Origin of the sequence: Rhodococcus sp. PAMC28707 (assembly GCF_004795915.1) — a bacterium.
In the GTDB taxonomy this organism is placed as follows: domain Bacteria; phylum Actinomycetota; class Actinomycetes; order Mycobacteriales; family Mycobacteriaceae; genus Rhodococcoides.
Genome location: NZ_CP039253.1, coordinates 1,200,427 through 1,213,078, shown reverse-complemented (window position 1 = coordinate 1,213,078; position 12,652 = coordinate 1,200,427). Strand labels below are relative to the sequence as shown.

General features: G+C 63.7%; 12 protein-coding genes. 7 read left to right on the top strand and 5 right to left on the bottom strand.

Annotated features, from left to right (window positions below; translation table 11 throughout):
- Positions 1-12: 12 nt before the first annotated feature.
- Entirely contained in the window at positions 13-879 is an 867-nt protein-coding gene (locus tag E5720_RS05440) for a DNA-formamidopyrimidine glycosylase family protein (RefSeq protein WP_136169797.1), read from the top strand.
- Here E5720_RS05440 and E5720_RS05435 read toward each other — a convergent pair.
- A complete protein-coding gene (locus E5720_RS05435) occupies positions 872-2,425 on the bottom strand; it encodes a carboxylesterase/lipase family protein (RefSeq protein ID WP_136169796.1) in 1,554 nt (517 codons plus the stop codon). The two genes, E5720_RS05440 and E5720_RS05435, sit on opposite strands and share 8 nt — an antisense overlap.
- A 54-nt stretch (positions 2,426-2,479) precedes the next feature.
- On the opposite strand from E5720_RS05435, the gene E5720_RS05430 reads away from it, so the two are divergent.
- The 4 genes from E5720_RS05430 to E5720_RS05415 all read left to right on the top strand — a co-directional run bounded on the left by E5720_RS05430 (position 2,480) and on the right by E5720_RS05415 (position 6,222).
- Positions 2,480-3,046 (top strand): molybdenum cofactor biosysynthesis protein, encoded by a 567-nt coding sequence (locus tag E5720_RS05430; RefSeq protein WP_136169795.1) that lies wholly within the window; start codon positions 2,480-2,482, stop codon positions 3,044-3,046.
- A 61-nt stretch (positions 3,047-3,107) separates the two neighbouring features.
- The gene (locus tag E5720_RS05425; RefSeq protein ID WP_136169794.1) at positions 3,108-4,301 is read left to right on the top strand and encodes a CoA transferase; all 1,194 of its coding nucleotides are present in this window, start codon (positions 3,108-3,110) and stop codon (positions 4,299-4,301) included.
- Complete coding sequence (locus tag E5720_RS05420) at positions 4,301-5,236, top strand: hydroxymethylglutaryl-CoA lyase (protein WP_136169793.1); 936 nt, start codon at positions 4,301-4,303, stop codon at positions 5,234-5,236. The genes E5720_RS05425 and E5720_RS05420 overlap by 1 nt, the downstream gene beginning before the upstream one ends.
- Positions 5,233-6,222, top strand: coding sequence for a D-glycerate dehydrogenase (locus E5720_RS05415; protein WP_136169792.1), 990 nt, complete (start codon positions 5,233-5,235; stop codon positions 6,220-6,222). Before E5720_RS05420 ends, E5720_RS05415 begins: the two co-directional genes overlap by 4 nt.
- 19 nt (positions 6,223-6,241) lie before the next feature.
- Here the strand turns inward: E5720_RS05415 and E5720_RS05410 are convergent, their stop codons facing one another.
- Positions 6,242-6,841 (bottom strand): TMEM175 family protein, encoded by a 600-nt coding sequence (locus tag E5720_RS05410; RefSeq protein ID WP_168708286.1) that lies wholly within the window; start codon positions 6,839-6,841, stop codon positions 6,242-6,244.
- A gap of 85 nt (positions 6,842-6,926) precedes the next feature.
- Here E5720_RS05410 and E5720_RS05405 point away from each other — a divergent pair, with 85 nt between their 5' ends.
- Entirely contained in the window at positions 6,927-8,330 is a 1,404-nt protein-coding gene (locus tag E5720_RS05405) for an APC family permease (RefSeq protein ID WP_136169790.1), read from the top strand.
- Positions 8,331-8,333: 3 nt separating this feature from the next.
- On the opposite strand, the gene E5720_RS05400 is transcribed toward E5720_RS05405, so the two are convergent.
- Positions 8,334-9,770, bottom strand: coding sequence for an NAD(P)/FAD-dependent oxidoreductase (locus tag E5720_RS05400; protein WP_136169789.1), 1,437 nt, complete (start codon positions 9,768-9,770; stop codon positions 8,334-8,336).
- Between the two features lie 29 nt (positions 9,771-9,799).
- Between E5720_RS05400 and E5720_RS05395 the strand changes: the two genes are divergently transcribed.
- Positions 9,800-10,561, top strand: a complete 762-nt coding sequence (locus E5720_RS05395) for an SDR family oxidoreductase (RefSeq protein ID WP_136169788.1) — start codon at positions 9,800-9,802, stop codon at positions 10,559-10,561.
- A gap of 55 nt (positions 10,562-10,616) precedes the next feature.
- Here the strand turns inward: E5720_RS05395 and E5720_RS05390 are convergent, their stop codons facing one another.
- Positions 10,617-11,840, bottom strand: coding sequence for a hypothetical protein (locus E5720_RS05390; RefSeq protein ID WP_136169787.1), 1,224 nt, complete (start codon positions 11,838-11,840; stop codon positions 10,617-10,619).
- On the bottom strand, positions 11,837-12,601 hold the full coding sequence (locus tag E5720_RS05385; protein ID WP_136169786.1) for a crotonase/enoyl-CoA hydratase family protein: 765 nt from the start codon (positions 12,599-12,601) through the stop codon (positions 11,837-11,839). Before E5720_RS05385 ends, E5720_RS05390 begins: the two co-directional genes overlap by 4 nt.
- Between the last annotated feature and the right edge of the window lie 51 nt (positions 12,602-12,652).

Here is a 12,652-nt window from a genome sequence, read left to right as displayed (position 1 = left end):
CATACTGGATCGATGCCTGAGCTGCCCGAGGTGGAAGCGCTCGCCGGGTTCCTGCGCGCACACGCGGTAGGGGCCGTCATCGGCCGGATCGACATCGCCGCGCTGAGCGTCCTCAAGACATTCGATCCGCCCGTCACCGATCTGCAGGGGCGTGATGTCACCGATGCCGCCCGTTTCGGCAAACACCTCGGGTTGCAGGCAGGCGACCTGTGGTTGATCACCCACCTCTCCCGTGGTGGCTGGCTGCGCTGGACCGACAAGCCGAGCGCCACGCCGCCGAAGCCGGGCAAAGGCCCGCTTGCACTTCGGGTCCACTTCTTCACTCCCGAAGGCCTGACGCCAGCGATTGACTTGACCGAGGCAGGCACCAAGAAGCGCATGGCGGTGTGGGTCGTCCACGATCCGCGCGAAGTTCCGGGCATCGCCCGCCTCGGTCCCGACGCGATGGACGTGACCGAACCCGAGTTCGCCGAGATTCTCGGCGGCACCACCGCGCGGCTGAAGACTGCCCTGGTGGATCAGTCGCTCATCGCCGGGATCGGAAACGCATATTCCGACGAGATCCTGCACGTGGCGAAACTGTCCCCGTTCGCCTCGGCCGGCAAACTCGACGCCGAAGCAGTGTTCGTGCTGTACCGGTCGATGCGTGAAGTGCTCGCCGACGCTGTGGCCCGCTCCGCCGGGCAGGACGCCGCACGACTCAAGGGCGAGAAGCGGTCCGGGATGGCTGTGCATGCCCGAACTGGTTTGCCGTGTCCGGTGTGCGGCGACCCGGTCCGCGAGGTCTCCTACGCGGAGCGATCGTTCCAGTACTGCGCGACCTGTCAGACGGGCGGCAAGATTCTTGCCGACCGCCGGATGTCGCGGCTTCTCAAGTAGCGGCGCTGAACGGCTCGGTCATCCCGCTGGCATATCCGCGGTAGCCCTCCCATGCGAGCCGACGGTCGCGTCGAGGATCGCGCTGCACGCGTGTGCGGACATCGAAGATCATCGTTTCGCGCGTGGCCTCGGAGTACTCGGGCCATGAGTCGAGCGGCGCGCCGGTCCTTGCGAAGTGCAGCCACTGCGACTGCACTTGCTCGGTGACGGCAGCCCAGGCCGAGCGGCCTCCGGGAATCGTCATCATCTTTCCGACCATCGTGTCGTTGAGCCCGAATACCGCGGACATCTCGAATCCGTGCGTCGCGTCGAGCCCGAGCCACCGCATGACTCTCGGCGCGTAGTCGAAGCGGTAGCTGTAGGTCGATGAATACTTCGAATGCGCTTCGGCAACCTCCAACGAAGGCTTCCAGAAAGTGAAGTCCCCGCCCAGATCGATTGCGGCGTCGGCGTCGGGATAACCGGGGTAGCCCTCGATGACTGCGGCTTTCGCCGTCGGATCGGTAAGGGCGAACAGCTTGTCGATGCGTTCGGGGTTGGTGGGCAGTGCATCGAGAATCTTGGGAAACAGTGTCGCCTCGCGGCTGTTCGTACCGATGATCAGCGGCACTCGATGTGCAGTGCCGTCGGCATAGGCTTCCAGCGGATTCCGCGGCAGGAAATCCCCGTCGACGACCGGGCCGAACGGGTGCAGGCCGGGAGTCTGCTCGATGACCTTCCTGGCCAATCTGTTTCCGGCACGGCCGAATTCTGTGACATCGGCCGAGTCCAGTGTCTGCGCGGCATGCGCGGCGTCACCGCCGAGGAAACCGAGGAAGTCCTTCGCCCACTGTGTTGCGCGCTCGTGCGTCGCGACGAGCCCCGGCACCGAACTCTCCGCAATGGCCTGCCTGAACAACCCTTTGGCTGCAGGTGTCGCAAGCAGAGTCGTGACGGCGTTGCCGCCCGCCGATTCGCCGAAGATCGTCACGTTGTCGGGGTCACCGCCGAACCTGTCGATGTTGCGCTGGACCCATTCGAGCGCCGCCACTTGATCGCGCAAGCCGAGGTTCGAATCGAACTGCCGCTCGGACGTCGAGAATTGGGTCATATCCAAGTAGCCGAGGGACCCGAGACGGTAGTTGATCGACACATAGACGATGCCGTCGCTCTCGCGTAGCGACCGTCGAACCAACGACCCACCGACGTACAACGGTGTCGCGGAGCTGCCGAGGGTATAAGCACCGCCGTGAACGAACACCATGACCGGCCGAGGCTTGGCGCTCGCTGCAGCGGGGGCCAGCACATTGAGGTTGAGGCAATCCTCGCTCACCGGCTGGTACTTGGTGATGGAGAGCCTGGTGTAGAACTTGCTCTGTACGGACGCGTTGCCCCAGTCGGTCGCGTCTCGAACGCCCTCCCACGCGACGGTCGGCTGCGGCGCACGCAGGCGCAGCGGTCCGACGGGCGGCGCCGCGTACGGGATGCCGCGCCAGGTGAGAAGGTCCCCCAGTGACTTGCCTTGGATGACGCCGTCCACCGTGGACACTCTGGTATTCGCTGACATACACCGAGTGTACAAATGTAACGTTACCGAGGGGTAGGAGTGGAGAATAGGGGCATGGTTTTTCACTACCGCGCCGAGATCGTGCAACTTCTCGTATCTCCCGCCCATGCGTACTTCGGTCGTTCGAAGGACGGCCCGGCGGCGGACGTGTCCACCGAGCTGGTCGACCGTGTCGAGATCGTCGCGAACAAGGGCATCCGCGGAGATCGCTTCTTCGGGGTGAAAGCGCACACCGAGGCCGCGGTGACGTTTCTTGCCGCGGAGGCGTGGGAGGCGGCCGGTGACGTGCTCGGGACGGACATGCCCGATCCGTCCGTGGCCAGACGCAATGTGGTGATACGCGGCGTCGAACTCGATCCGCTGCGTGGCATCGAATTCGAACTCGACTCGGGCTACGGCAAGGTGGCATTCCGCGGCGGTAGGCCCGCGCATCCGTGTTCATGGATGGATTCGATGGTGATCGCCGGCGCCCGGAAAGCATTGATCGGCCGCGGCGGCTTGCGGACCGAACCGCTGAACGACGGGGTCCTGCGTGTGGGTCCGGTGACCCTGCACTCCCCGGTGGAATTGGATGCGGCAAAGGCGTCGTCGCAGGTGAAGCGAGCCCAGCCGCTGCGATAGATTCCTCGGGGGAGTCATCTTCGGACCCACACGTGAATTCGCGTTCGACGGAAGGGAAGACATGTTGCCGCTCAGTGGTGTTCGCGTCCTCGAGCTCGGAAACTACATTGCGGCACCCACCGCGGCCAGGATGCTGGCCGACTTCGGGGCCGAGGTCATCAAAGTCGAGCGCCCTGGGACGGGCGACGAGATACGTAACTGGCGGCTCTACTCCGGAACGACCTCGATGCTCTATCGGACGATCAACCGGAACAAGAAGTCGATAGTGCTCGATCTCCGCACCGAGCAAGGGCGTCGGGATGTCATCGACTTGGCGGAGAAATGCGACATCGTGTTGGAGAACTTTCGGCCGGGCACGCTCGAGAAGTGGGGGCTCTCGCCCGAAGTGCTCAGTGCGAAGAATCCAGAGTTGATCATTACCCGCATTTCGGCGTTCGGGCAGACCGGTCCGATGTCCGATCGTCCAGGTTTTGCGGCAGTCGCCGAGGCCTACGGCGGATTTCGGAATCTCGTGGGCGACGCCGATCGGCCGCCGGTCCGCGTCGGAGTCTCCATCGGTGACTCCATCGCCGGGCTGTACGCGGCGTTCGGGTGCGTCATGGCGCTGTTTCAGCGACAGAATGCGAAGTCGGCATTGTCGTTGTCGGAGCGGTCCATCGACGTTGCACTCAACGAATCGATTCTGTCCATGATGGAATCGCTCATCCCCGACTACCTCGCCTACGGCGTCGAACGTGGCCGGGTCGGTGGCCGGATGGAAGGTATCGCGCCGTCGAATGCTTACCCCTGCAACGATGGTCATTCGATCATCATCGCGGGCAACGGCGATGCGATCTTTGCGCGCTATATGGCCACGATCGACCGCCCCGACCTCGGCGCCGATCCGGAGCTGTCCACGAATGCCGGCCGTTGGAGCAGGCGCGAGGAGTTGGACGCCGCCATCTCGGATTGGACCGGGCTGCATTCGCGCGAGGACGCATTGAGGATTCTCGACGCGGCTGGTGTGCCGTCCGGCCCGATCTACACTGCAGCGGACGTCGTCGCCGACGAGCAATACAAGGCGCGCAACATGATTCAGAACTTCGTGGTGGACACCGGTGAAGCCGAACCGGCCGAGGTGGGATTCGTCGGAATCGTGCCCGTGATCGGTGACAAATCGATCCCTATCCGTTCGGTCGGGCCGGACCTCGGCGAGCACACCAGGGAAGTGCTCTCGACCCTTCTCGGTAGGACCGAAGAAGAGATGGGACTCTGATGTACCAGTTCGCTCCTTCTGCGCAGCTGCGCGATGTCACGATGCGAGATGGGCTCCAGCTCACCGGCAAGATGCTCTCCACCGACCGAAAGCTGGAGGTGATCCGGAAGCTACTCGCTCTCGGGGTGCCCGAACTCGAGATCGGATCGTTGGCGCGGGGCGACAAAGTGCCACCCATGGCCAACACCCTCGAGGTGGTCGCCGAGCTCACCGTCGAGGAACTTGCTTCCTGCTGGGTATGGGTGGCTACGCCGCGCCACGTCGAGAAGGCCGAGGCAGCAGGAGCCCGCAACTTTCAATACTGCTTCTCGGCATCCGACGCACATAACGAAGCGAACATCGGACGCAGCACCGAAGTCTCACTGGCGGCCATGCCGGACGCGATCGACATCGCGCGATCGGTCGGCGGGCAGATCGAACTGTGCATCGCCACTTCCTTCACCTGTCCGTTCGAAGGGCCGGTATCGGAGGATCGAGTGCTCGATATCGCCCGCGACGAGCGAACCGACGGCGCAACGGACATCGTCATCTGCGACACCCTGGGGCAGGCAGTGCCCGCCCAGGTAGGTTCGCTGATTTCACGTGTCGCTGCAGAGACTCCGCAGCGGCGCATCGTCTTTCACGGACACGACACATGGGGTCTCGGGGTCGCGAACACGCTCGCGGCTATCTCCGCGGGAGCCACACTTGTCGACGGCTCACTCGGAGGGCTGGGCGGTTGCCCGTTCGCTCCGGGTGCCAGCGGCAACACCTCGAGTGAAGACATACTGTTTGCGACCAGACCGGACTGGCTGACTCCCGCTACCCTCGCAGCCATGGTGGAGATATCGGAACAGCTGCTGATCGATCTCGGAGAACCCATGCGTTCCAAGACAGTTCAGGGTGCACGATCGCGTCAGCCCGGTCATGCTTCCGCGTTCGAGTGGGTCATATGAGAAAAATCTTGGTCACCGCACCGATTCCCGCACCAGGGATGGACATTCTCGCCGCGGCCGGCGAGGTGGAACTGCTCACCGTCGACCACGACGGGTTGGCCGAACGCTGCGCCTCGGGGGAGTACAGCGTCGTGGTGTCACAGCTGCATGATCGGTTCGACCGCGAACTACTCGCCTCGGCGAACATCACCGGTATCTCCAACTACGCGGTCGGGTACGACAACATCGATGTTGCATCGGCAACGGAGCACGGTATCACCGTCGCCAATACTCCCGGGGTGCTGACGGATTCGACAGCGGACATTGCGCTACTACTGATGCTGTCGACGGCCAGGCGTGTGATCGAGGCAGACAACTTCGTTCGATCCGGCGCATTCACCGGATGGGAGCCAGAGCTGATGCTCGGCTCCGACGTGTCCGGACGGGTGCTCGGTCTCGCCGGCTTCGGCCGCATCGCGCGCGCTACGGCCCGTCGGGCCCTCGGTTTCGGCATGACGGTCCAGTTCTGTCCACGCCCGCCGTCCGACCGCGAGGTGACCGACGACGAGCTGGGAGAGTTCGCCGGCCGTGTCCAGCACGTAGCGTGGGAAGAGCTGGTGACGACGAGTGACTTTCTGTCGCTGCATGTTCCGCTCGCCGCCGACACACATCACCTCGTCGATGCGTCGACGTTGCGGGCGATGAAGAACTCGTCGATCCTGATCAACACTGCTCGCGGACCCGTAGTCGACGAGATTGCACTGGTCACGGCACTGCGTGAAGGCGTCATCGGTGGCGCGGGACTCGACGTGTACGAGAACGAACCCAAGCTGGCACCCGGCCTTGCCGGATTGCCCAATGTAGTGCTCCTACCGCATGTCGGAAGTGCCACGGTATCGGTGCGATCGGAGATGGCGCGACTCTGTGCCGAGAATGCGGCGGCGATGGCCAACGGCGCCCCACCTCCGCACCCGGTGAACCCCGAGGCCTGGGTAGCGCACACCTAGGGAGCGCCGAAGGTTCGGGTCACTCCTCCGCCTTCGCGGTACGGCGGTCGACGAACCGGTCGATCGGCACTGTCAGTGCGAGCACGGTCAAAGACCACAGGCCAACCGGGGTGAAGGCAAGCCCGAACGCGATGAGGACGAGCACCAGTCCGATTGTCGCCGTGCGCAGGCCGTGCTCGGGTACAAGCCGGGTAATGCCGGGGGTGTGGGCGATGACGACCTGAAGCGCAAAAATTGCCATCATCGACACGGCGATGGTGCCCACGTAGGTGGCCGTCGCCCCGGCATCGAAACCGTTCTTCTCGGCGATCAATTTGGTCGGGAAGGGAAGAAAGACGATGGAGAGCAGCCAGAAGAAGTTGGCCAGGGCAAGGTTCGTCGTATAGCCGGTGACGTCGCGGAATACTCGATGGTGCGTCGTCCACAGCACGAAGATCACCGCGAAACTGAGAACGAATGCGAAGAGGTCGACGCGGTGGCTGGTGATGACCTCCCATGTCGAACTGCCGGAGTCCGGGCCGGCGATCTCCACCAGGGGTAGGACGAGCAGCGTCGCGGCGATCGCAACCACCGCGTCGCTCAAATCGACGAGCCGTTCGAGACCGCGTTGTGGTTGCATCCCGCCATTGTTCTCTGTGGCAGCGTAACTTCGCATTCATGGGTAACGAGAACCTGCGCGAGTTGTGGGCGAAGTACGGAGACGCATGAACGATCGGCGCACACTCACCACCGGTCGCGTGGTGTTCCTCGTAGTCGCAGCAGCAGCGCCGATGGCAGCCATGATCGGTAACGTTCCGCTGGCGCTCATTCGAGGTAACGGTGCGGGCCTGCCTGCCGCATTCGCAGTGAGCGGCATTGTGCTGCTGTGTTTCTCGGTCGGGTTCGCGGCGATGAGCCAGCAAGTGATCAACACGGGCGCGTTCTATACCTATGTAGGGCTTGCGCTCGGTAAACCGCCGGGTGTCGCAGCCGCGTACGTCGCGGTGGTCGCGTACACCTCGCTCGCTTGCGGACTGGCCGCAGCATTCGGATACTTCACCCACCTCGTGGTCCTCGATTCCGGCCTCGACGTGCCCTGGTGGGTCTTCACCGCCGTCGCCGTCGTCATCGTCGCGTGCCTCGGGTTTCGTAACGCCGATCTGTCGGCAAAGGTGCTCGGCACCTTGATGGTGGCCGAGTTCGCATTTCTGACGGTCTTCAATGTGCTGGTCGTTGGGCAGAAGGGTACGGCCGCCCTTCCCCTCGCGTCGTTCACGCCATCTCAGGTGTTCTCCGGATCGCTCGGGATCGCAATGATGTTCGCGTTCTCCAGTTTCATCGGTTTCGAGTCCGCGGCGCTGTACGGGGAGGAAACGAAGGATCCCCAACGCAGCATTCCGCGGGCAACGTACATCGCGGTGTCGACAATCGCCGTGTTCTACGTGCTCACCAGTTGGATCATCGTCGGCGCCGCGGGAGGAGTCGATGCGCCGGTGATGGCGCAGACCGAACTGGGGAACCTCCTGTTCACCCTGGCCAGGGAGTACGGCGGAACGATCCTCTACGACGGCACTGCAGTGCTGCTGTGTACCAGCGTCCTGGCGTCGTATCTGGCGGTACACAATGCCGCGAGTCGATACCTTTTTGCTCTCGGTCGTGAACGAGTACTACCAGAGGTTCTGGGGCGGTTCCATGCCGTACATTTCAGCCCGCACGTCGGCAGCGTGACGGTGACAGCTGTCAGTACCTTCGTACTTGTCGTATTCGCGGTCGTGGGCGCTGATCCGTATCTGGTGGTGGCAGCGGGCTCAATCGGTCTCGGCACATTGGGAATCATTGCCTTACAGGCGGCAGCAGCATTGTCGGTCGTGGTGTTCTTCTGGACGCGTCCGGACCGGTCGATGGTGCGCACGGTCATCGCTCCGGGGATCGGGTTCCTCGGCTTGACGACGGGATTGATTCTGGCTGGAACCCATTACAGCACCCTGACCGGATCCGATTCCGTTGTCGTCAACGCCATCCCGGTTGTCCTGATTCTGGTCGCGATCGCCGGTGTCCTCGTCGCGCTGAGAATCCGGAGTCGAGACGCAGAGGCCTATGCGGGTATTGCGGCCGCCTCGTTGCGCTGACGGCTACTCGCGGAGCGATTCGAGCAACCGCAGCCACACCTCACTGACGGTCGGGTAGGACGGGACCGCATGCCACAGGTCGTCCAGCGTCACCTTGCCGACAACGGCAACGGTTGCCGCATGGATCAATTCGCCCACACCTGCCCCGACGAAGGTTGCGCCGACGATGACGTCGGCCGCCTTGTCGACCACCAACTGTGCATGACCGCAATAGTCGTCCTGCTGCAGCGAAGACCCGGCGACGGCGATGTCCACGCCCAGAATCTCGACGTCGATGCCCGCCTCGCGGGCCCGCTTCTCGGTCTGCCCGACCGAAGCGACCTCGAGCGCAGTGAAGATCACCTGCGGGATCTGCCCGTGATCGGCGGTGGCAGCGAACCTCCTGCCGTGCAACGGTTTACCTTCGGCTCGTGCAGCAATGACATCACCGGCGATCCTGGCTTGGTACTTGCCCATATGTGTCAGTGGTGCGCGCCCATTGATATCCCCGGCGGCATACAGCCACTCTGTGCCTGCGACGGACAGGTGGTCATCGGTGTCAACGTACTTGCCATCCGCCATCCCGACGACGGAGAGCCCGAGGTTTCCACTTGCCGGGCGCCGTCCCGCCGCGACGAGAATCTCGTCCGCGGTGATTCTCTCGCCGTCGACCGTCAATTCGACTACTCCGCCGTGGATCTTGCCGACACCGGTGGCCCGCGCATCGGGACGCGACACGCTCGTCAACTCCGCATCGAAGCGAATCTTCGCGCCTCGCGCACGAAGTGCGTCGGCCACGAGGTCACTGGCAAACGGCTCGCCGGACGCAAGCAGGGCCGACCCGCGGACGATCATGGTCACCTCGGCGCCGAAGGACAGTAGCCACGTAGCGCTCTCGCATGCCACGACACCGCCACCGATGATGGCAACTCGGGAGGGAACCTCGTGCATGTTGGTGGCGTCGCGAGATATCCACGGTAACGCGTCGCGCAGCCCGGGGGTATTCGGGACCGATGCCGTAGTTCCCGTCGCGAGAACGACAGCGTGTCGGGCCGTCAGCGTCCGACCACCGACGTCGACCGTCTTGGTGCCGGTAAGGCGGCCGCTTCCGCGGATGATCGAGATTCCAGCGGATTCGGCCCATTCGACCTGGGAAGAATCGTCGAGAGAGTGAGTGAACGTTTCCCGACGCGCCAGCACGGCCTCCACGTCGAGGGATCGGTCACCGATCAACTCTTCGACGCCCGGCATGTTTCGGGCAGTGTCGAAGACCTCGCCGGAACGCAGCAGCGCTTTGCTGGGCATGCAGGCCCAGTACGAGCACTCGCCGCCGACGAGTTCGTGCTCGACGATGACTGCGGTGCGATCACTGCCGGCGATGGCATAACTTGCTGCGTTCTCACCGACCGGCCCGCCGCCGATCACGATGACATCGAACTCGTCAGTGCTCTTTTCGGTCATCACACCAGCGTGGCATAGGGTCGGCGGTCATGACAGGGAAGACGAGGAAGAAGATCCTGATCACCGGTGCCAGTTCGGGGCTAGGTGAGGAGATGGCCCGGCGGTTCGCAGCCACCGGCAGAGATCTCGCACTGTGCGCGCGCCGAGTCGACAGACTTGACGCGTTGCGCGAGGAACTCATCGCCGCCAACCCCGGAATCAAGGTTGCCGTTCGTGTACTCGACGTCACCGATCACGAGGCCGTCGTCCGCGTATTCGGCGAGTTGAGGAACGAACTTTCAGGTCTCGACCGCGTCATCGTCAATGCCGGTCTCGGTAAAGGCGCGAAGATTGGATCAGGACGCGCGGACGCCAACCTCGCAACCGCACGCACCAACTTCGTCGGTGCACTGTCGCAGTCCGAGGCCGCCCTCGAAATCTTTCGCGCACAGAAGTACGGTCATCTCGTACTCGTCTCGTCCATCAGCGCGGACCGCGGTCTTCCCGGTGCGAAGGCCGTGTACTCGGCAAGCAAGGCCGGAGTTGCCGCCCTCGGTGAAGCGTTGGCCACCGAACTCGCCAAGACGGACATCGTCGTCACGACGCTCTTGCCCGGATTCATTGCCACGGACATGTCCTCGAAGGCCGGCGACAACTCCGCTCTGACAGCAACTCTCGACGAGGGTGTCAGCGCGATGGTCGACGCTATCGAGAAAGAAACACGTCGCGCTGCGTTGCCCGGGCTGAAGTGGCAGGGCATCGATATCGCTCTGCGCTTCCTGCCGAACAAGATTTCCAACCGATTGGTGTGACCTACCGCAGGTAGTGCTCGGCCTGCTCGGCAGTGTCACTTCTATCGGTTCACTTCTATCGCCACGATCGGGCAGTGAGTTGCCGATGCGTCAACACCGCATGCGCGTGATCGGCCAAAGTTTCGGAGGACGAAATCAACGCAGGATCGGTGCCGACGAGCGACAAAGTCGACGTCCCGTTCAGCGTCGAGAGGTATGCGGACAGGATCGTGGTGGTGCGCGCCGACCGGGAGTGAGGGTGAAGCGCCCGCGTCGCCACGGTACTCGCGCGAAGGCTGCCGATGGCACCGACCGAATCGGGTAGGTCGCCGATGTTGGAGCACAGGGCCGCCGCGTTCCCCGGCGCCGAGGTGAGCGCCGCTGCAGCCCGCTCGGGCAGCAGCTGCACCATTTCGGCTGGGAACCCGCTCGGCGCACCTGCGGGGGTGGTGAACGCACGCTTGCAGGCGTTCTTGATCTCCGCGAGTGAATCGGTGCGTGAGATGTGAACCGTGGCCATTCCGATTCCATTGGCGCCCGGTGTGTTCGAGCGGAACGGGACATCGATCGACACCGGTTCGTGCTGCCCGAGCGTGACCATGATCTCGGTGACGACGGAAATGAACTCCGAATTGCTCAGACGCGCGTCGATATCGAATACCGCAGTGGTGACGGACACTTCGTGCGGGATCGCCCCGGACGAAGCTCGGACGAAGTCTCGAAGTTCGCTCCGAGCACGCCGACTGAGCAGCAGGCCGACAAGGGCTACAGCAGCAGCTTTGAAGACACGCCAGGCCAGTGCGGCGGCGTCACAGACATCGGAGATCGGGCGCGCATGCGCTTCCGGCGGGACGATTCCGGTAAAAGCCATCCTCGCCGCCTCGATCAGACCGGCAGCATCGGCGACGACGTGCGAGCACACCAATGACAGGACGGTTCCGCCGTTGTCGGTCGATCGTGCCGAGAGCCGCCAGCTGGGGCCGGCTTCCGGATCGAGGTCGCATTCACCCTGCGCATCTGCCCAATCGAGTACCTCCGACGCGGCCAGGGGAGTGGCGTCGTACTCGAGCGGTAGTGAGTCGGTGCTCGGTGCCCAGCGCCGTCGAGCACCGGGCACGGCCGGGGTGACGACCCGGCGGCCGAGTGGCCCCAACGACAGGTTCGAGTGGATTGCCGACAGTTCGACGTGATCGACGGCTTCCTCGCTGCGCCACACTCCCTGGAGCACGATAGGAATGCCGAAGCCTCGATGGGTGCGCAGAAAGATGTCGTCTATGACGGAGAGCCGGGCTGAGATCACGGGTTCGGCACGCCGTGCCTTCCTGCTCCCGACGCGAACTTTTCGGCACCGGCGAGGGCATCGGCCGCCATGGAGATGGCCCCGTGTCGGAATTCGTTGACGATGGCGTCTTCTTCGCTCTTACCGTCCTGCTCCAGCAGTGACATTCGATCCTGACGAAGGCAGGTCTGCGGAAGTGTGCTGAGTTGCGCGGCGAGAGCCTCGGCTTCCGCCCGCGCACGCCCCGTCGGGACCACTCGGTTCGCCAGGCCTATCGCGAGTGCTTCCTCCGCGTCGACGGCACGGCCGGTCAGGATCAGATCCATCGCGCGTGAGGCGCCGATCAGCCTCGGCAATCGCACGGTGCCGCCGTCGATGAGTGGTACGCCCCAGCGTCGGCAAAAGACCCCGAATGTACTGTTCTGCTCCACAATTCGTAGGTCGCACCACAAGGCGAGTTCCAGTCCACCCGCGACGGCGAAGCCGGAGACCGCGGCGATGACCGGTTTTGACAACCGCATCCGCGTCGGGCCCATCGGGCCGTCGCCGTGTTCGGTGGCGTGATTCGATCTTTCGGTGCCCACCGCTTTCAGGTCGGCTCCCGAGCAGAACGTGCCGCCCTCGCCCCACAGCACCGCGACGGCTGCGTCTTCGTCGGCGTCGAACTCCTCGAAGGCCGCGACGAGTAGGGCGGCTGTAGGCCCATCCACCGCGTTGCGGGATTCCGGTCGTGACAGCACGATGGTGGTTACCGGCCCGGAGCGCACGATCGAAACTGACATGTCTAGACCGTACTCGAGAGGTCTTGCGTGAAGCACTGAATCGGTGCTTCA

Coding starts and splice junctions, on each gene's coding strand:
- E5720_RS05395 (WP_136169788.1), top strand. CDS start 9,800: ATGACAGGGAAGACGAGGAAGAAGATCCTGATCACCGGTGCCAGTTCG.
- E5720_RS05430 (WP_136169795.1), top strand. CDS start 2,480: ATGGTTTTTCACTACCGCGCCGAGATCGTGCAACTTCTCGTATCTCCC.
- E5720_RS05440 (WP_136169797.1), top strand. CDS start 13: ATGCCTGAGCTGCCCGAGGTGGAAGCGCTCGCCGGGTTCCTGCGCGCA.
- E5720_RS05405 (WP_136169790.1), top strand. CDS start 6,927: ATGAACGATCGGCGCACACTCACCACCGGTCGCGTGGTGTTCCTCGTA.
- E5720_RS05415 (WP_136169792.1), top strand. CDS start 5,233: ATGAGAAAAATCTTGGTCACCGCACCGATTCCCGCACCAGGGATGGAC.
- E5720_RS05410 (WP_168708286.1), bottom strand. CDS start 6,841: ATGCAACCACAACGCGGTCTCGAACGGCTCGTCGATTTGAGCGACGCG.
- E5720_RS05400 (WP_136169789.1), bottom strand. CDS start 9,770: ATGACCGAAAAGAGCACTGACGAGTTCGATGTCATCGTGATCGGCGGC.
- E5720_RS05420 (WP_136169793.1), top strand. CDS start 4,301: ATGTACCAGTTCGCTCCTTCTGCGCAGCTGCGCGATGTCACGATGCGA.
- E5720_RS05425 (WP_136169794.1), top strand. CDS start 3,108: ATGTTGCCGCTCAGTGGTGTTCGCGTCCTCGAGCTCGGAAACTACATT.
- E5720_RS05385 (WP_136169786.1), bottom strand. CDS start 12,601: ATGTCAGTTTCGATCGTGCGCTCCGGGCCGGTAACCACCATCGTGCTG.
- E5720_RS05435 (WP_136169796.1), bottom strand. CDS start 2,425: ATGTCAGCGAATACCAGAGTGTCCACGGTGGACGGCGTCATCCAAGGC.